General features: G+C 66.9%; 12 protein-coding genes. 5 read left to right on the top strand and 7 right to left on the bottom strand.

Annotated elements, in window-relative coordinates:
• Positions 1 to 113: 113 nt before the first annotated feature.
• The 3 genes from lepB to OG395_RS43845 all read right to left on the bottom strand — a co-directional run bounded on the left by lepB (position 114) and on the right by OG395_RS43845 (position 9,072).
• On the bottom strand, positions 114 to 722 hold the full coding sequence (gene lepB, locus OG395_RS43835) for a signal peptidase I (RefSeq protein WP_327247883.1): 609 nt from the start codon (positions 720 to 722) through the stop codon (positions 114 to 116).
• A 70-nt stretch (positions 723 to 792) separates the two neighbouring features.
• Positions 793 to 1,305 (bottom strand): SMI1/KNR4 family protein, encoded by a 513-nt coding sequence (locus tag OG395_RS43840; protein ID WP_266993753.1) that lies wholly within the window; start codon positions 1,303 to 1,305, stop codon positions 793 to 795.
• Between the two features lie 87 nt (positions 1,306 to 1,392).
• Entirely contained in the window at positions 1,393 to 9,072 is a 7,680-nt protein-coding gene (locus OG395_RS43845; protein ID WP_442818795.1) for a golvesin C-terminal-like domain-containing protein, read from the bottom strand.
• 1,429 nt (positions 9,073 to 10,501) lie between these two features.
• Between OG395_RS43845 and OG395_RS43850 the strand changes: the two genes are divergently transcribed.
• Positions 10,502 to 10,759 (top strand): hypothetical protein, encoded by a 258-nt coding sequence (locus tag OG395_RS43850; RefSeq protein WP_327247884.1) that lies wholly within the window; start codon positions 10,502 to 10,504, stop codon positions 10,757 to 10,759.
• Here the strand turns inward: OG395_RS43850 and OG395_RS43855 are convergent.
• Positions 10,705 to 11,232, bottom strand: a complete 528-nt coding sequence (locus OG395_RS43855; RefSeq protein ID WP_327247885.1) for a TetR/AcrR family transcriptional regulator — start codon at positions 11,230 to 11,232, stop codon at positions 10,705 to 10,707. The two genes, OG395_RS43850 and OG395_RS43855, sit on opposite strands and share 55 nt — an antisense overlap.
• 203 nt (positions 11,233 to 11,435) lie before the next feature.
• Here OG395_RS43855 and OG395_RS43860 point away from each other — a divergent pair, with 203 nt between their 5' ends.
• The 3 genes from OG395_RS43860 to OG395_RS43870 are packed head-to-tail and all read left to right on the top strand — an operon-like array spanning position 11,436 to position 15,078.
• Positions 11,436 to 11,738, top strand: coding sequence for an SHOCT domain-containing protein (locus OG395_RS43860; RefSeq protein ID WP_327247886.1), 303 nt, complete (start codon positions 11,436 to 11,438; stop codon positions 11,736 to 11,738).
• Entirely contained in the window at positions 11,735 to 12,511 is a 777-nt protein-coding gene (locus OG395_RS43865; protein ID WP_327247887.1) for an ABC transporter ATP-binding protein, read from the top strand. Before OG395_RS43860 ends, OG395_RS43865 begins: the two co-directional genes overlap by 4 nt.
• On the top strand, positions 12,508 to 15,078 hold the full coding sequence (locus OG395_RS43870; RefSeq protein ID WP_327247888.1) for an ABC transporter permease: 2,571 nt from the start codon (positions 12,508 to 12,510) through the stop codon (positions 15,076 to 15,078). The genes OG395_RS43865 and OG395_RS43870 overlap by 4 nt, the downstream gene beginning before the upstream one ends.
• Before the next feature lie 78 nt (positions 15,079 to 15,156).
• Here the strand turns inward: OG395_RS43870 and OG395_RS43875 are convergent, their stop codons facing one another.
• Both OG395_RS43875 and OG395_RS43880 read right to left on the bottom strand, forming a co-directional pair.
• Positions 15,157 to 15,681, bottom strand: a complete 525-nt coding sequence (locus OG395_RS43875) for an ATP-binding protein (RefSeq protein WP_327247889.1) — start codon at positions 15,679 to 15,681, stop codon at positions 15,157 to 15,159.
• A 186-nt stretch (positions 15,682 to 15,867) separates the two neighbouring features.
• Positions 15,868 to 16,212 (bottom strand): hypothetical protein, encoded by a 345-nt coding sequence (locus OG395_RS43880; protein ID WP_327247890.1) that lies wholly within the window; start codon positions 16,210 to 16,212, stop codon positions 15,868 to 15,870.
• Between the two features lie 242 nt (positions 16,213 to 16,454).
• Here OG395_RS43880 and OG395_RS43885 point away from each other — a divergent pair, with 242 nt between their 5' ends.
• Positions 16,455 to 17,588, top strand: a complete 1,134-nt coding sequence (locus tag OG395_RS43885; RefSeq protein WP_327247891.1) for a PLP-dependent cysteine synthase family protein — start codon at positions 16,455 to 16,457, stop codon at positions 17,586 to 17,588.
• Between the two features lie 79 nt (positions 17,589 to 17,667).
• Here the strand turns inward: OG395_RS43885 and OG395_RS43890 are convergent, their stop codons facing one another.
• On the bottom strand, positions 17,668 to 18,147 hold the full coding sequence (locus OG395_RS43890; protein ID WP_327247892.1) for an SRPBCC family protein: 480 nt from the start codon (positions 18,145 to 18,147) through the stop codon (positions 17,668 to 17,670).
• Between the last annotated feature and the right edge of the window lie 84 nt (positions 18,148 to 18,231).

Below are 18,231 nucleotides of genomic sequence, written 5' to 3' on the forward strand. Positions count from 1 at the left end.
TAGGCGCCATCTGAAGGCGATTAGGTCCAGGTGGAGGATGCCTGCCCACCACCCGCCCCGAAAACCGAAAAGGCCCGCCGACTCCGTCGGCGGACCCTCACGAAAGATCGAGGCTAAGCCACAGGCCATGCCGTTACCACCGCGCCCGTGTCTCGGGAACGCCGCCTGGTCACGTACCCCCAGATTCCCAACCCGATCCCGACCAGCGTCAGCAGGGCTCCGAAGACCCGCAGTGCTGGCAGCACCAGCGGCACGGCCCGATCGGCCTGGACACGGCCGCGCACGTCGGAGGCCGCAACGCTGCCCGACTGTTCGCTGAGGAAGTAGCGCGAGTCGTTTGCGCTAGCCCGGTGGTCGCCGAGCAGGAACAGCCGTCCTTCCGGGACGGTCACGTCATATTGCACTCCCGCCGGGCCGAACGTGTCGCGCCTTACGTACGGTTCGTCGATCTGCTTGCCATTCACGGCGACCCGCGTACCGTCGGTGGACTCCACGCGGTCTCCGCCCAGGCCGATCACCCGCTGCAGGGCCGGTGCACCCCCATACCGGCCTGGCACGCTGACGAGGACGACGTCGCCTCGGCGTATTTTGTCCTGGTCGATGTGCTCGATGACCAACCGCTCGCCCGGACGATAGGTGGGCTGCATCGCATCGCCTGAGACGGTGATCTGCTCATGGGCCGCGCCGCCGCTGTACCCCATCCCTCCCAGCAACAGCAGCACCAGTCCCAGCGGTACAAGTATCCAGCCGGCGACTCTCAGTCCGCGACCCACGCTTTGCTGCCGCATCAGCTCACGTCCCTTCGACCGAGCGGGCCGGCAGGAATGTCGGATCAAGGCCGTACTGCGCGATCCCGAAAGGTTTGAAATTCTCATCCGAAAGAACCCGGTAGAGGAATTCGGACGTCGACATCTCGAACTTGCACCACTCGCCGCCGTCATCTCGCGCAAGAATGGGATATTCACCGGGTCGCCGCGCGTCAATAAGCCAGCAGTATTCATCGGCCCATTCCGTCGATGCCCACGTGACAACACCAATGCCGCCCGGCGTATATACCGGGTACGAGCCACCGGCTCCTTCTACCGGCATAGTCACCCGCCATCGTCCGAGAAAGTCGAATGAGAACCCCTCCGTGTCCCCGAGAAAGGATACGGAGTCACAGAACGTACCTCCACCGAAAACTTCACACAGCTCTTTGAAGTCCGCCGGCAGAGGGGCCTGCAACTCCCCTTCGACCCTCGCCCAATCGACGGAGTGAACCGACGACTCCCAGCCAGTGAACTCGACTAGGCGCTGCACCCACATAGAGAAACCTTCCAAGAGGAAGGGCGCGGGCAAATCTCGCAAGTGAAATTTGCCCGCACCCTATGACAACCTGCTAGCTACACCGGGTCACGGCTCGAGGCCAGACGGGGTGTTCCAGATCGTAATGGGGTCGGCTGGCATTTCCCCAGTATCCAGGTTCAGCCAATTGATGGTCAGATAATCGGGAACGGCATTTTCGCCGGTGTACTCAGCGGTGACCTCGTAGTACACCGTCTGCCCCTTCTTCACCATCTCGGCAACCTTGTTCTCCTCCGCGTTCATCTCAACCTGATTGGGCTTAGCGTACAGCGTGACCAGATTCCGCAGGTCCGTGCCGCTACCACCCAGCTGATTACCCAGGAGGTGGCCACGGTTCATGCCCTTCCCATCCACGAAACCCGGGGTCCTGGTTTCGGGATAATCCCTCATGGGGCGTGGAGCCGGAGTTCCCGCGATCATGGAGTTGGGGTTGCCCATCGTCCGAGAACCGCTGACCCAGCTGTAGTCACCCTTGTTCAGGCAGGCCCGTACGCCTTGCGCCCGGTCGTACTGGTCGAGGGGCTGATAGAACACCGAGCTCTCGCCGTCGGCGCAGCTGTCCTGTACGAACGGGAATCGTGATACTCCCGGAACCCAGTCCCACTGTCCATCGGGCTCGACGAGCCGGCCCTTGCTGAGGTCGCCCGAGTAGTCGGACTCGTACCCGTTGGGGGCCGTCTTGTTATACCACCCGATCCCCGTGAGGAAGGTGTCGACGACGGTGGTCCAGCCACCCTTCGCCTTCTTGGTACCGCCTACGACGAAGTCTCCGACCGCATCGATGGCGTCGTCGCACCAGTCACAGCCAAAGATGTGACCGTCCAACTCGACGAAGCTCGTGGGATTTCCGCCGGTGAAGGCGTACCGGTTGCCTGTGTACGGATCAGAACCGAGGCCCATGTCCGCAAGCGCACCGTTGTACATGTCCCGGCTGGTGAACCGGTTGAGTCCGGGATTGTAGTCCCGGAAACCCATGTCGTAGGTGCCGGAGTGTGCATCCCACCGCTTCGAGTTGTAGCGGTAAGGGTTGTACGCCTCCTTGGTCGGGTTACCGGCGTCCGGCTTGTCGATGCCCGTGAACTCGGACTCGTCTTCCGATCCGTAGGGGGTGTAGCCGTAGGTGGCCTTGGAGTTGCCGTTCTTGTCGGTCAGCGTCTCGACGTCGGTGTGCGAGTTGTAGCCGTAGTAGCCGTCCTCGCTCGTACCGTCGGTGTTGTGCTTGACCTGGGACAGGCGTTCGCCCCACGGGCTGTACTGGTAGGACTTGGTGAGTTCGCCGGCGACTTCCTCGCCCAGTACCTCGCTGGACATGCCGAGGTAGTTGAAATCGGTCGTCTTGCCGTCGGCGGTCTTCGAGGCGGTGCGGTCGAGCGGGTCGAAGGTGTACCTCGTGGACTTCAACGCGCCGGTGTCGTCGGCCTTTTGGGACTCGACGACGTGGTCGAAGCCGTCGTACACCGACCGCTCGATGACCTTTCCACCACCGGTGACCGATTCCTGACGACCGAACGGGTCGTAGTTGTATGTGGCTGTCGAGCCGCCCACCGTCGCCGAGACCAGCCGGTTGCGGTCGTAGGTGTACGTCGTGGACGTGCCCTTGACGGACTGGCTCACGACATTGGCGTTGTCGTCGTGGACGTACGTTTCGGTGCCCGCGCCGTTACCGGTCTTGACCGACTTGGCCAGCCGGTTCGCGGGGTCGTAGGTGTAGTCCGTGGTCGATTCGAGATAGGCCGCCGTGTTGTCGGCGTTCATCTTCTTCGCGATGTCCTGCGCCTTGTTCCCATTGGGGTCGTAGGCGTAGGTGTGCGAGGAGACGAGGGTGCCGTTCGCCTTCTTCTCAGTGGTCGCCTTGACCGCACCGCTGAGGTAGTAGGTGTAGTCGACGGTGTTCTTGTTGTTCTTTGTCTCCTGGAGCTTCAGGCCCCGGTCGGTGTACGTGTACGACGTCACCTTTGGCGAGGCGTCCGAGGACGACTTGCCAATCGAGACCGTCTTGACCAGATCCCGCAGGTCGTAGGTGTACGTGGCGAACTGGTCGGGATGGGTGATCGTGTCCGGCTTGCCGTTGCTGTCGTAGGTGTACGACGTGGACTTCTTCTCAGTCCCGGCGAGCGCCTCGGTGACCTTGGCCACCTGGTTGAGGCCGGTGTAGACGACCGTGTAGGCGTCGATCTTGGCACCGGAGGAGGTGTCGTCGATCGAGGTCAGGTTGCCGTTGACGTCGTAGGCGTAGGCGAAGGACTTCTTCTCGTTGTCCGTCTCGCCGGTGGTCTCCCGTACCAGCTTCACGCTGTCGGCGACGACGATGCCTGCGCTGTTCTGGTCCAGCTTCAGCTTGGCGTCGTTGCCCTGCTTGAGGCTGTAGGAGCCGAGGGAGACCCAGGTGCCCGTAGCGGCGTTCTGGTCCTTGGTCACCGACGGGTGCGACGTCGAGCCCTGGGTGAGGGTGTACTTGGCGGATGTGGCGGCGCCGGTCACCTTCGGGTACCTCACGTACGCGGTGTACGTGCCGTCCTTGGGGATGTTCAGCGTCCACGTGTAGGCGTCGGTGCCCGTACCGGCCGCATGCGTGCGGTGGTCGTAGCCCTGTTGCCCGGCGATGTCGCCCGTGGCCCAGGTCCCGGTGGCAGAGGTGTGCTGGCTGTCGGAGTTGTCCACCAGGACGACCGACTTGCCCGCCGGAACACCGTCGTCCGCCTTGGACTTCAGCTTGCCGTCGGGGTAGTACGACCACGTCATGGTGCGGTCCGAGGAACCGCCCGCCGAGGTGAACGTGCGGGCCCTCTGCTGCCCGAGCACGGTGTAGTCGTAGGTGGTGGTGATGTCCCACGGGTCGGTGGACTTCTTCACCCAGCCGTTGTCGAAGTAGTCGTAGACCGTGTCATTGCGGACCGACTGGCCCTCGGACGGCGGAAGCGATTTCTTCGACACCCGGCCCACCGCGTCGTACACAGTCTGCATGTAGACGTTGGGGTCGTTATAGCGAGCGTCGGTCGGGTCGTACGGCTGGAACTGCTTGACCGGACGGTTCAGCGCGTCGTACTCGGTGCGCTGGGTGAAGTCATCCGTGGCGGCAGTGGCCACACCACGCGGTGAGATCACCTTGGTGGTGCTTCCGACCTGGTCGTATTCGTACTGCGTCTTGCGGAACGTGGTCCCCTCGTAGGGGGTCCGAACCTCCTTCTGCTTTCCGCGCTCGTCGTAGTCGACGTACGTGATGTTGCCCTCGGCATCCTTGGTCTGGGTGACCAAGGAGTCCTTGTCGTAGGTGGTCGAGATGGAATTGCCGGCTGCGTCTGTGACCGCGGTGACCCGGTGGTTCAGGTCGTAGGCGGTCTTGGTCAGGTAGTCGGTCGGGTCCGAGGTGGCGTTCTTCTTCGGATCGACGATCCGGGTGACGTTGCCGACGCTGTCGTACTCATACGAGATCTTGTGCTGCTCAGAGTTCACCACGGAGGTGAGCTGGTAGATCTCGTCGAACGCGTTGGAGGTGACGTGATCGGTGGCGTCCGCTGTGGTCAGTACGCCCTTGGGTTCGGTCGTCGTCCTGAGGTTGCCGACCTTGTCGTAGGTGTAGACCGTCTTGCGCTCGGCAGAGGTGTCCGTGTCCTTCGGCGCGGTGGCTGAAGTGATCTGGTCCGCCGCGTCGTAAACAGCCGTCGAAGTCGCACCGTTGGGCGCAACCTTCTGTGTGACGTTGTCGTTGGCGTCGTACTCCGGCGCCGCCAACGTGATCAGATCGCCGGCAGCCTGGTCCTTCGGCACCACCTTGTCCATCGGACGGCCGAAGGTGTCGTACGTCTGCGTGGTCTTCTTGCCGAACGCGTCGGTGACCTCGCGGACCTGGCCCCGTACGTCGTAGACGTACGCCGTGGACTTGTTCAGCGCGTCGGTGATCTTCGCCGGGTAGCCGGTGGGGCTGAAGTCGCTGTTGGTCGTCGGATTGCCGTTGGCGTCGGTCGCCTTGGTCAGCTGGCCATAGGCGTCGTAGACATACGTGGTGGTGTAGTCGTCCGGGACCGCGGTGGTCGCGACGCCCTTGGGGTCGGTGACCGTCTTCAGGTTGCCGAACGAGTCATAGCCGAACTGCCACTTGCGGCCCTCGGGTGAGGTCTTGGTGAACAGGTCGGCGGAGAAGCCGTCCAGGCGGGTCTGGTAGCTGTACTGCTGCGAGTTCGCCGGGTACGTGCCCGGGGCGCAGTCCGAGGATGGCGGGACGCCGCCCTTGTTGTTCTCCGCGTCCCGCGACCAAAGGGGGTAGCCCGTCTTCTGGTCGTAGCAGTACGCGGTCTTGGCGCCGTTGACCTCCTCCAGGTACGTGACGTTGTTGTCGGCGTCCCACGACATCTTGGTGGTCTGGGACTTGGCGTTGGTCGTCTGGACCGGGCGGCCGAAGTCGTCGGTCACGTAGTCCGTGGCGTGAGCCTCGGCGTCGGTGACCTTGGTGTCGGTGAACTCGGGGTTCGCCGTGTTGGCCTTGTACGTGAAGCCCGTGCTGCCGTTCAGACGGTCGGTGATCGTCTTGGCCCACCAGTGGTACTTCGGGTCGTCGCCGGCCTGCGGGGCGTAGTACGCCAGGTTGGTGGCGTTGCCGCGCGGGTCGGTGGCCTTGACGAGCTTGACGTTCTTGTTGCCCTGCGTGGCGTCGTAGGTGAACTTGAAGACCTTCGGCTGCGTCGAGCCCACACCGTCTGTGAACTGTCCGAGCAGGCCCTTGGTGGTGTAGTAGAAATCGAGCTTCCGGCCGGAGACGTCGGTCACCGAGCGGATGTGGTCGTAGATCTTCGAGTTGTTCAGCGCACCGGCGTCGGTGGTGAGGACCCCGGAGTCATTGACGTACTGGTAGCCGGACTGGCCCTTGGTCCAGTAGTCGACCGTGAGCGTCTGCCGGCCGGCCGGGTCGGTGATGTACTTGAGGAACTTGGTCGGCTTGTTGTTGGACTTGCGCTCCTCGTACGTGAACGTCTGCGTGTTGCCGTTCTTGTCGACCGTGGACGTCATGTAGCCGTCACAGCCGAAGAGGAAACGCGTGCCGTCGGGACGGGTCAGCGTCCAGGCGTCCGGGACCGGGTCCTTGGTCGGCTTGCAGTCCAGGCCGGCCTTCATCGTGACCTTGTAGTGGACGCCCGCCGGGGCCTTCCAGCTGCCGTCCGCCTGCTTGCGGAAGACGTGCGTGGTGCCGTCGCCGTCCGGGAGACGGATCTCGGTCGGGTTGGGGTTGGGGTGGAAGTCCAGCGGCGCTCCGAGCCGGATGGGGCCCGCGAACTGGAACGACCAGCCGTGGCCGGCGACGGTGTCCGAGGTGTCCTGGCTGTTGTACGCGAAGCGGGCGAAGGTGCTCAGTCCGCGGCCGGGGTTGGTGAAGGCGTTGTACTGCCACACGCCGTTGCCGGAGGCCAGGTTGTTCATGAAGTTCGACCCGGCGCCGGTGTTCTTGCCGGTGTAGGAGTAGAACTTCTCCATGCCCAGTGTGTTGGACGTCGGGTCCTCCACCGCCACGTTCTGCTTCAGCGAGGGGATGCCGCCGGTGCCGGCGGAGAGCCAGGTGCCGTCGGAGATCTTGCGGATGTCCCAGCCGAGGACGTACTCGTTGCGCTTGTTGCCGGAGTCCGAGTTGATCGGGGCGGCGACCTTGGCCTGGATCGTGGCCGACTTGCCCGGCAGGAGGGCCGGGATGGCGGTCTTGAGCTGGTTGCCGCCCGTCGTCACGTCCGTGCCGTCGGGGAGCTTCCAGGTGTAGGAGAGCTCGCGCTCGCTGGCCGCCCACGCCGTCGCGGTGGTGTTGGTAACCGTGAACTCCACCGTGTACGTGGAGTTCGGCGTCATACGGGCCGGCGTCTGCGGCGCGTAGTAGGTGTCCTCCGTCGCCGCATCGACGTAGATCACCTGCATGTACGGACGCAACTGCGGTTCGGCGGCCTCGCCGTTCAGGAACAGCGTGCGCTCCTGTGGACCGGTGGTCGTCTCGTCCTTGAGCTTGACCGCGACACCGTGGTTGCCGGTCGGGGTCTTCACCCACGACTGCATCAGGCCGGTCGCGTCCCACCAGTGCCGTCCCACCTCCGAGACCGAGGCGACGGTGTCGGAGACGGTCGCGGACATGTCGCCGCCCGCCGTGGTCCACGCGGTGGTGGCGTTGAGGTTGTTCCACGTGGCGGTGGTCTCGTCGAAGTCCTTGGTCAGACCGTGGAGTTCATAGATCGCACCGTCGGTGCCGGTGGTGGTCTCCGCACCCCACATGTACATCTTGTTCTCCAGCACCGTGGCGGTGGTGGGGATGCCCGTGGTAGGGAACTTCAACACGGCACGGGTCTTGCCGTACGTCGTGGAGTTGTTGCCGACACTCAGCCACTTCTGGCCCACGCCGAAGGACTGGATGGCGTCCTGGTTCGTCGTCGGCTGCTGCGAGGACAGGGTGGTATCGGTGACGCCGCCCTGGCTGCCCTGGATGATCTTCATGGTGCGGCCGGCCTTGGGGATACCGACGACGCGGGTCGGCGAGCCGAGCAGCTGGCCGTCCTTCGTCTTCACCGCGAGCTGGTAGTAGTACGACTTCCCGATCTCGGCCGAGGACGAGTCGGGGGTCGGCACCGCCGTGGTGTCCGTGTAGGTCGTCGCGCCCGATGCGATCGGCGCGATCAGCGTCGCCGCGGACGGGGTGAAGACCTGCTGCGTGGAGCGGTGCAGCTGGTACTCGGCGATGTCCAGACCCGTGTCACCCGTGGTGTTGGTGTACTTCGACCAGGACAGCTCGGGGCCCGTGGAGTGCACCACGGTCGGCGACTTCAGCGTGGTGCCGACCTTGCCGTAGGTGACCGTCAGCCGCGGGATGCTGGAGGTCTCGCCGCCGTAGACGGAGCCGTCGCCGGCCTCGTAGCGCGGACCACCGGTCAGGGCCGTACCGGACTCGTCGGTGCCCTTGAGAATGAACCCGTAGTTGGTCGCCGTGCCGGAGACCCACTTCTGGACGGTGTCGGTAACCGCGAAGTCATGCCACTGGTTGTACTCGCCGGCGTTCTTCACGATCGAGGCCGGGTTCACCAGCCGGATCGAGTCGGCCAGGGTTCGGGTCGTGGCCGATCCCGTACCGCCGAGCACGATCTTGCCCGTGTTGCCCTTGGCGAAGTAGTACTGGGTGGCATCCAGGGTCTTCCAGGTGCCGGCGGTGCCGGTCTGGTTGACCGTGTAGTTCTTCGTGCCGTCCCGGTAGGTCACCGTGTACGGGGCCGCGGTGGCCGCATCGGAGGCCGCCGGGTAGTGCACATCCACCCGGTAGGACGCGGTCTCGGCCACATTGGGCTGCCAGGTGTAGGACTGACCGGTGGAGGTCGTCTTGTTGTAGACGAAGTCGTCGTTGGTCGCCGCCCCACCCGTGGTGGTGCCACCCGGCCACGAGCCGACCGCCGCCGTGCCCACATCGCCGTCGTCCTGCATGACGGTGGTGCCGGACAGCTCGCCGACCAGGGCGTTGGTGTTGCTCCACGTCGCCGTCGACTCGTCCCACGCGCCGGTCGCCCGGTAGGCGCCGATGGTCACATCGTTGGCGTTGGTGGTGTGCGCCTGGTCGAAATACATCCCCAGACGGGCATAGTCGATCTTCGTGCCTGAGGGGATCTCGGAGAGCGGGAACTTGATCAGGGAGCGGGCGATGCCGGTGTCGGTCTTGCCGGCCGACAGCTTCCAGGTGTTGTTGAAGTTCACCCCCGCCTGATCCGAGAGGACCATGGTGTCCTGCGAGGTCGCCGCATTCGGCGCGATCGTGATCGTCGGGTCTATCGCGACCGGGTACTGACGGTCCTTGGCGGCAAGCCACGCGGTGTCCGGTGTGACGACCAGCTTCCACTGCTTGCCGACCCGGGTCAGCTTCTGAGTGACCTTCGTGGAGTACGTGCCGCCGGTCGGCGACAGCGCACCCTTCTTCGCGTCCGTCATATACGGAGCCGGGATCACCATCACCGGGGTGTTCGGCAGCTCACCGAACAGCGCGACCGAACCGTCCTTACGCGCCTTGGGAGTCAGCCCGTCGGTGTTCAGCGTGAAGGTGTAGGAGACCGGGCCCGCCGGGGCCTGATCCAGAACGATGTTCTCCTTCACCTGGCCACGGCCGACCTTGTACTCCAGGTCCGCGCCGGAGACGGCGTCGCTGTAGGTGACGGTGTCGCCCTTGACGGTGGGCTTGAGGCTCGCTCTGTCGGCGTCGAGACCCATGGTGACCGAGCGGCCGTCAGGGGACTGGAAGCGCAGCAGCCTGCCCGCGTCCGAACCGAACCAGCTCTTGCCCTCGTTGGCCGTGTTGGCGAAGTCGAAACCCTTGGCGTGTGAGGACCGCACCGTAGTGTCGATCGGCAGCCAGGATGTGCCGGACCTGTAGTTCGTGGGCACGGCCGTCAGGTCGGCCTCAACGCTGCCGTCCGACATCTGCCAGAACCGGGCCTGCGAAGTCCGCTTGCCCGTCAGCTCCTTGACCCGAGTGGCCTTCGGAGAGTTCTTACCCTTCGGCAGCCTTTGCCGACTGGGTATCTCCAACTTGTCACCGGTGGGCGGCTTATTATCGCTGTCATCTTCGTCGGAAAACCAGCCCTTGACGGTGTCGACGATTCCCTTGTCCCCACCGCCGTCTGATGACGAGGACGGTGCGGCATACGCGATCTGCGGCAGCAGCGAACTCGCCACGGCCGAAACCACTAGACAGGAGATGAATCTCCCGTACCGAACTTTCACCCCAAACCCTTTCCATGGTGCACCCGTTGCACAGATATCGAAACGGGCACGTCGTGGTCCGCCCGGAAGGCCGGGGGACCTGGAGGAACAACACCGCGACCCACCCTGCGAGCTGGGCATGCTTGAGGAACCGCCGGCGCCGACGGAACGTCAAGAGACAGCTCACCCCTCCCGGGCGACTCTCGGTCGCAGCGCCGCGGTTTCTAGTTCGAGAATTGATGCGCCGTCAAGCGACAAGACATATCAGGATAGTTGGACGCCGAATCGGCCTCACTATGCGCCGATTTGCCTTAGCGTTGGATTCAATGCCTCGCCGTGGTGTATAACCGCCCGACTTTGCATCGGGCGAATTCAGCCTGGAGGGGCCGTGAGTGCACCAGCAGACCCGACGTTGAATACCGGACAACCGGTTTCAGTCGCAGAATCCTCCGATGTGGCCGAAAAGGGACCCGCTGGCCCGGCGGCGGCATCGCGCAACGGCTCAAGCAACAACCGGCGCGGCTTCGTCATCGCCGCCGCAGTCGTCGCCGCGTGCACCGGCCCGGTCCTGTACGGCGTCCTGAACACCGAGTACCAGCCGAAGCCGCGCGCCGTCACCACCGCCGAGGTCACCGGCACCGGCACCGTCGAGGTCTCCTACCTCGCGCGCAGCGAGGCCGCCGTAGAGCCCGAGGCGCGGGCCAGCACATAGCCGCCCTGCACCGTCGCGACCACGGTTGCCGCGATCTCGTCGGGCACCAGCGCCTTGTCGAACTCGCCCTGGTCCAGGCCCTCCTGGACGATCTCGGCGAGCCGTCCGCGGAGCCAGCCGATCGTCTCGTCGACCGGGGCGCGCAGCTCGTCGCCGGCCATGACATCCGGGTCCATCGTCAGCCGACTGACCGGGCAGCCGCGCAGTGCGTCACCCTCGCGCAGAAGATACGCGGAGATCCGCCCGTACGCCGATCCCCGGCCGCCCAGCACCTGTTCTGCGGTGGCCCGCATCGCCGCCGCCGTGCGACGGATGGCCGCCAGTGCCAGGTCGGGCTTGCCCGTGAAGTGGTGGTACATGCTGCCTTGGCCCGCGCCCGCCTGCTGCTGGACGGCCTTCGGGTTCGTGCCCACATAGCCGCGCTCCCACAGGAGCTCCTGGGTGGCTTCGATCAGACGATCCGGAGTGCTCATGAAGCTCACTGCACATACCAGCAGGTACAGAAACCGGGAATGTTGGCCGGCCAACGGGAGCAGCCGCGGGACCGCCGCGTACTCCCGCGGGGGTATGTGCGCTGCCGCTGACCGTACGACGACTCGGACCCCCTCCCGGGGCCAGGCTCGGAAGCGTCGGAAGAACGCCGACCGAGAACTCTGAACCGAGGGAGCTGACCGAGATGAACACCCTGGCTTACTCCGGTGGACCCGGGCCGTGGATCCTCCTCTTCCCGCTGGTCTGGGCGGCCGTCGCCGTCACGGTCTTCACCGTCCTGCGCCGTACCGTGTGGCGAGGCGGCCGACGCGGTCCCTGGGGCCCGCGCGGCGGACACAGCGACCCCGCCGCCCTCGGCGAACAGTCGCCCATCACTCTGCTCGGCCGCCGTTTCGCCGCGGGCGAGATCGACGAGGACGAGTACTGGCGCCGGCTCTCCGTCCTGGACGAGCAGTTCGGCCGTACGGGCCGGCGAGGTGCGGCATGACCACGACCATCCGCACCGGCGTCGTCGCCGCCGCCCGCGTCGTCGACGCCGTGAAGGTCTACGGCACGGGTGACACCGAGGTCAGGGCCCTGGACGGGGTGAGCGTCGACTTTCCGGCCGGCCGCTTCACCGCGATCATGGGGCCCTCCGGCTCCGGAAAATCCACCCTGATGCACTGCGCCGCCGGACTCGACACCCTCACCTCCGGCTCCGCACTCATCGGCGACACGGACCTCAGCGCGCTCGACGACCGCAGGCTCACCCTGCTGCGCCGACAGCGCATCGGCTTCGTCTTCCAGGCCTTCAACCTCATTCCGACCCTCACCGTCGCCGAGAACATCACCCTCCCCATCGACCTCGCGGGGGAGCGCGGCGACCGGGAGTGGATCGACGCGCTCATCGACACCGTGGGATTGCGGGACCGGCTGCACCACCGGCCCAGCGAACTCTCCGGCGGGCAGCAGCAGCGCGTCGCCGTGGCCCGCGCCTTCGCGGGCAACCCCGACGTCGTCTTCGCCGACGAACCGACGGGCAACCTCGACTCCCGGGCCGGAGAGGAGGTGCTGCGGCTCCTCGGGCGCACCGTTCGCCGGACCTCCCGTACGGTCGTCATGGTCACCCATGACCCGGTCGCCGCAGCCCACGCGGACGAGGTCGTCTTTCTCGCGGACGGGCGCCTCGTCGACCGCATGCAGGACCCCACCGCGGAACGCGTGCTCGACCGGCTCAAGGGCTTCGACCCGTCGCCGGGCGCAACGGCGGTGACGCCATGACCGGCGCCCGCGCCTCCCTGCGCCTCGGCGTTTCCTCGCTCCGTGCCCACAAGCGTCGTTTCGCGGGCACGTTCACGGCCGTTCTGCTCGGCGTCGCCTTCCTCACGGGCACGCTCGTCATGGGCGACACCCTGCGCGCCAGCTTCGGCACGATGTTCGCGAACGCTGCCGGCGGTACGGACGCCGTGGTCCGCAGTACGAATGCGGTGACCGTGTCCGGTGAAGGGCAGGGCACCCGGCAGCCGGTGAGCACCGCTCTCGTGAAGACGATCGAGCAGACGCCGGGCGTCGCCGCCGCGGCCCCCGACATCCAGGGCGCCGGGCAGCTGATCGGCGCCGACGGCAAGCCCATCGGTGGCCAGGGCCCGCCCACCGTCGCCGGCAACTGGATCCAGGACCCGAAGCTCAACCCCTACAAGCTCGCCGAAGGGCGAGCCCCGTCCCGGTCCGGCGAAGTCGTCATCAACCGCGGCACCGCCGACAGGGGAGGGTTGAAGATCGGCGACACGACCGTACTGCGCACCCCCGACCCCGTGCGCGTCACCGTCGTCGGCCTGGCCACCTTCGGCGGCGAGGACGGCATGGGCCAGGCCACCTACACCGGGATGACGCAGGCCGACGCCGAGAAGTACCTGACCCCGAAGCCCGGCGAGGCGTCGAGCATCCAGGTGCGTGCCGGCCCCGGCACCAGCCAGCAGGAACTCGTCGACGCGCTTACTCCCGTGCTGCCCGTCGACACGGAGGCCATCACCGGACAGGCCTCCGCCGCCGAGAACCAGAGCATGATCTCCGGTGCGTTCCTCAGCCTGTTCACCACGCTGCTGCTGGTGTTCTCCGGGATCGTCCTGCTGGTCGCCACATTCTCCATCCACAACACGTTCGCGATCGTCGTCGCGCAGCGCACCCGGGAGAACGCCCTGCTGCGCGCCCTCGGCGCGTCCCGCCGTCAGATTCTCGGCTCGACCCTCGTCGAGGCGACCGCGGTCGGCGTGCTCGCCTCCGCCGCCGGACTGGCCGGGGGCATCGGGATCGCCGCCGGACTGCAAGCGCTCTTCCCCGCCGTGGGCTTCCCGTTCCCCGACGGTGCGCTCGTGATCAGCGGGATCTCGCTGCTGCTTCCGCTCGCCGTCGGTGTACTCGTCTGTCTCGGCTCGGCCCTCCTGCCCGCCGTCCACGCGGGGCGCACCGCACCGCTCGCGGCCCTGCGCGAGACCGCCGTCGACGACTCGGCGGCCTCCCGGACCCGAGCCGTCACCGGTGTCCTGCTGCTGCTCGCGGCGTTGGGCGCCATCCTGATCGGTGTCCTGGCCCATCCGTCCGTCTGGCCGTCGGCCGCCGGTGCGGTCCTGGCGCTCGCCGCCTTCGTGGTGCTCGGCCCGGCCGCCTCCACATACGCCGTACGGATCCTCGGCGCTCCACTCGGCCGGCTGCGCGGTGTCACCGGCGCACTGGCCAGGCGCAACGCGCTGCGCAGCCCCAAACGGACCGCCGCCACCGCGACCGCGCTGATGATCGGCGTCGCGGTCGTCTCGCTCTTCACCGTTTTCGGCGCCTCCCTGAAGGCGACCATGAACCAGACCGTGGATCGGTCCTTCGCCGGTGATGTCGCCATCAGCGCACCCGCGTTCGGCGCCGGTGGCAGCGGTCTCAGCCCCGCACTCGCGCCCGCCGTCGGCCGGCTGCCGGAAGTGTCCACCGCGGTCGGCCTCGGCAAGGGCGTTGCGGAGGTCAACGGCGCGGGACGGGCCCTGACCGTCACCGACCCTGCCGCGCTCGCCAGGGTCTTCGACCTCGGCCCGGTCCGCGGATCCATGAACGGACTGGGTCCGAACGGCATCGCCGTGTCCGGCGCGGAGGCAGCCGAGCGCGGTCTGCACACCGGCTCCACCGCCAGGCTCACCTTCACCGACGGCAAGCAGCAGACCTTTACGGTCCGCGCGGTCTACGACCGGTCGGAACTGGCGGGCACCTACGTCATCACCCGGCAGGCCTGGGCGCCGCACCGCGCACAGGACTCCGACAGGCTCATCGCCGTGTCGTTCAAGGACGGGGTGTCGACCGCCGACGGAAAGGCGGCAGTCGAGAAGACCGCTGCGGCGTACGGCAGTCCGGACGTGCAGACGCGCGGCGAGTACGCGCGGTCCTCGGCCGGCTCCATCGACATGATGCTCACGCTGGTCTACGCGCTGCTGGCGCTCGCCGTACTGATCGCTCTGCTCGGGATCGCCAACACCCTCACCCTGGCCATCCATGAACGCACCAGGGAACTGGGCCTGTTGCGGGCCGTCGGACAGACCAGGAGTCAGCTGCGGACCATGGTCCGCTGGGAATCCGTCCTGGTCGCCGCGTTCGGCACAGCAGGCGGTCTGCTGCTCGGCGGCTTCCTCGGCTGGGTGCTCGTGAAGGCGTCCGAAGGTGCGGGCGACACCCCGTTCGCCTTCGCGCTGCCGCCCACGCGGCTGCTGGTGATCGCTCTGGTGGGGATCACCGCAGGGGCGCTGGCCGGCTGGCGACCGGCTCGGCGTGCGGCGCGCCTGGACGTGCTCCGTGCCATCGCAGCCGACTGAACACGGGCAGCGAGGAGCGGGGCGCCGGCGGGCGCCCCGCTCCTCGCTGAGTCCAGGGCCTGTCTTTCGGATCAAGCCCTAACCGACCACGGCGGACCGGGCGTCGGTGTGCGCCACGGCCTCCAGCGGAGACGTGGTGGTCACGGCGCCGAACGGGCCGTCGGTCGTCGCCCCGTACAGCGAGTTCGGCGGCAGAGTCACCGTCGCACAAGGAGCCGACAGCGTGAACCAGACGACCTTCCCGGCCCTGCCCCACGGCCGGAAACCCCAGCTCTCGCTGACTGCGGCGATCATCGCGAGTCCGCGCCCCGAGGTGCTGGAGGCATCGGCCGCGCGCACGGTCGGCAGCCGCGGGTCGTGGTCGTGGACGGAGACCGTCAGACGTTCGAGCAGCAGCTCTATCTCGACGGTGCACGTCTTGTCCGGCTGTGCATGCCGGTGGACATTGGTCAGAAGCTCCGTGACGCCGAGCGCTGCCTGGTCGATCAGAGGGTCGAGATGCCAGTAGCGCAATTGCGCCGAGATGATTCTGCGGACCTGACCGATCCGCGACGGCAGGGCCTGGAGCTCCACCGAGCAGTGCCTGCTTGGCTCGCTGATCACGGCTGCGACTCCCCGAAATAGGTCCGGAAGAAGACGACGGAACGGAGTCGGCGGTGGCCGTCTGTCGTTCCTGGTCCGGCGGGCTGGATCACAGTGTCACCGCCGGTAAACCATGAGTGACGCGATTCCAATGTCACTCAGAGGTCAGGGCTCCGCAACTCGCGGTGACCCGGCCGTGGCGCACCGTCAGCCCCGTTCGGCCGGCCCCGCTTCTCCGCCCGGCCGGGCGCCCGCGCTGCGCAGCGCCTCCAGGAAGCGACGCGACGGCCCCGCACGGGCCGGCCCGCGGTCGCGCTGCCCCATGGTCAGCCGATACCACGTCCCGTTGACCCGCGCCACCGTCGAGTCGACTCCGGCGAACCATGGCCTGCGCGCACGCACCGCCCCCGCCGGGGCGCTGTCGATCTCCCGCCCGTAGCTGGTCAGCAGTGCCACCCGGCCGTCTTTGACGATCACTTGACCGGCCCTGGTGAGCGACCGGGCCCACCGCTCGATCCGTACTCCTGTCGCGCTGAACTCCGTTTCCTTCATGGCTGGTTCGCCCCCTTCGTTGCGCTTCTGGCGGTCAGTCTGCCCACACGGCCGCAGGCGCACCAGGTCGCGGCGAGGCAGCATGTCGCGAATGCGCCACGGTGTGCCGCGGTCGTCCCGCTCCCCGCACCAAGGCAGTGCTATGGATCCCCAAAGTCAAAGTTTGTGCAGGTAGGGGGCCTATCGTGGGATGCGGGGGCCGGTGGCCCGCAAGTCCGGTCACGATGAGCAGGAGCGTGCTGATGAACACCAGTGAGCGCAGGCCCGACGGCGATGTCACGGCAACCGTCGACATCGACCGCACCGACCATGATTACAGGGCTTGGCTGAAGGAGGCCGTCCGCAAGGTCCAGGCCGATGCCAACCGCTCCGCCGACACGCATCTGCTGCGCTTCCCGCTGCCCGAGGCCTGGGGGATCGATCTCTACCTCAAGGACGAGTCGACGCACCCCACGGGCAGCCTCAAGCACCGGCTGGCCCGCTCGCTCTTCCTCTACGGGCTCTGCAACGGCTGGATCCGGCCGGGCAGGCCGGTGATCGAGGCGTCCAGCGGTTCGACGGCCGTCTCGGAGGCGTACTTCGCGAAGCTGATCGGGGTGCCGTTCATCGCGGTGATGCCCCGCACCACCAGCCTCGAGAAGTGCCGGCTGATCGAATTCCACGGCGGTCAGTGCCACTTCGTCGACGACGCCCAGAAGCTGTACGAGGAGTCCGCCAGGCTCGCCGCCGACTCCGGGGGCCACTACATGGACCAGTTCACCTACGCCGAGCGGGCCACCGACTGGCGCGGCAACAACAACATCGCCGAGTCGATCTACCAGCAGCTGCGGCTGGAGCGCTATCCGGAGCCCACCTGGATCGTCGCCACCGCCGGGACGGGCGGCACCTCGGCGACCATCGCCCGCTATGTGCACTACATGCAGTACGACACCCGGATCTGTGTGCCCGACCCGGAGAACTCCTGTTTCTTCGACGGCTGGACCGACCACAACGCCCTCGCCACCAGCGACTGCGGTTCACGCATCGAGGGGATCGGCCGGCCCCGGATGGAACCGAGCTTCGTGCCCGGCGCCATCGACCGGATGATGAAGGTGCCGGATGCAGCCAGCGTCGCCGCTGTGCGCGCCCTGGAACAGGCCATCGGCCGCAAGGCGGGCGGCTCCACCGGCACCGGGCTGTGGAGCGCGTTCAAAATCGTCGCCGAAATGGTGGACCAGGGTCGCACCGGCAGCATCGTCACACTGCTCTGCGACCCGGGAGACCGCTACCTCGACAAGTACTACTCCGACAACTGGCTCGCGGAACAGGGCCTGGACATCGCCCCGTACGCCGCGACGATCCGACGCTTCCTGGTCACCGGTAACTGGCCCTGCTGAAGCCCGGCCGTCACCACGGGCAGGCCGACCTGATGGGCGAGGCCGTCGACGGCGACGTGGGGGAGTGACCGCCCCCCTCTCAGGCGGAGGCTGCGGCCAGCCGCTTGTCGAGATTGCGCACCGCGTCCCTGAACGCCCGACCCAGTGCCGGTCGGCCCAGTCGCAGGACGAACCGGAACGCCGCGGGGCCGTCGGCGGCGAAGGTCCACTGCACGCGTGTCCCGGTTGCCGTGGGGGTGAGCCGCCACTCCTCCAACAGGGCCTGCAGAGCAGGTGCGTTGGTCTCATCGACCCGGTACGCGTACCGCTCACCGGGTTCCTTCGCGACGATCGTCTCGTGGAACACCGTGCCACCCTTGAGCCGGATCTCACGGCCCGCGCCCGCCGCGGTGGACCGGGCCGCCGTCACCGCGGTGAACCAGCCGGGCCAGCCGTCGACTTCCTCGGCGAGCGCCCGGTACACCACCGCGGGAGGCGCTGAAGCGTCGGCGGCGAAGACCAGCCGTAGCGGGGCGGTCCGGACGAAGCCGAGGTCCACGGAGCGGAGCCGACGTGCCATGGGGCGCACCTCCCGTGCGATCGGCGGCGGACGCACCCGGTCCGCGGCGACCCGTACCATATCTGTCGCGTCATCAGATGTCTT

It is taken from the genome of Streptomyces sp. NBC_01320 (genome assembly GCF_035974375.1).
GTDB classification, from domain to species: domain Bacteria; phylum Actinomycetota; class Actinomycetes; order Streptomycetales; family Streptomycetaceae; genus Streptomyces; species Streptomyces yanii.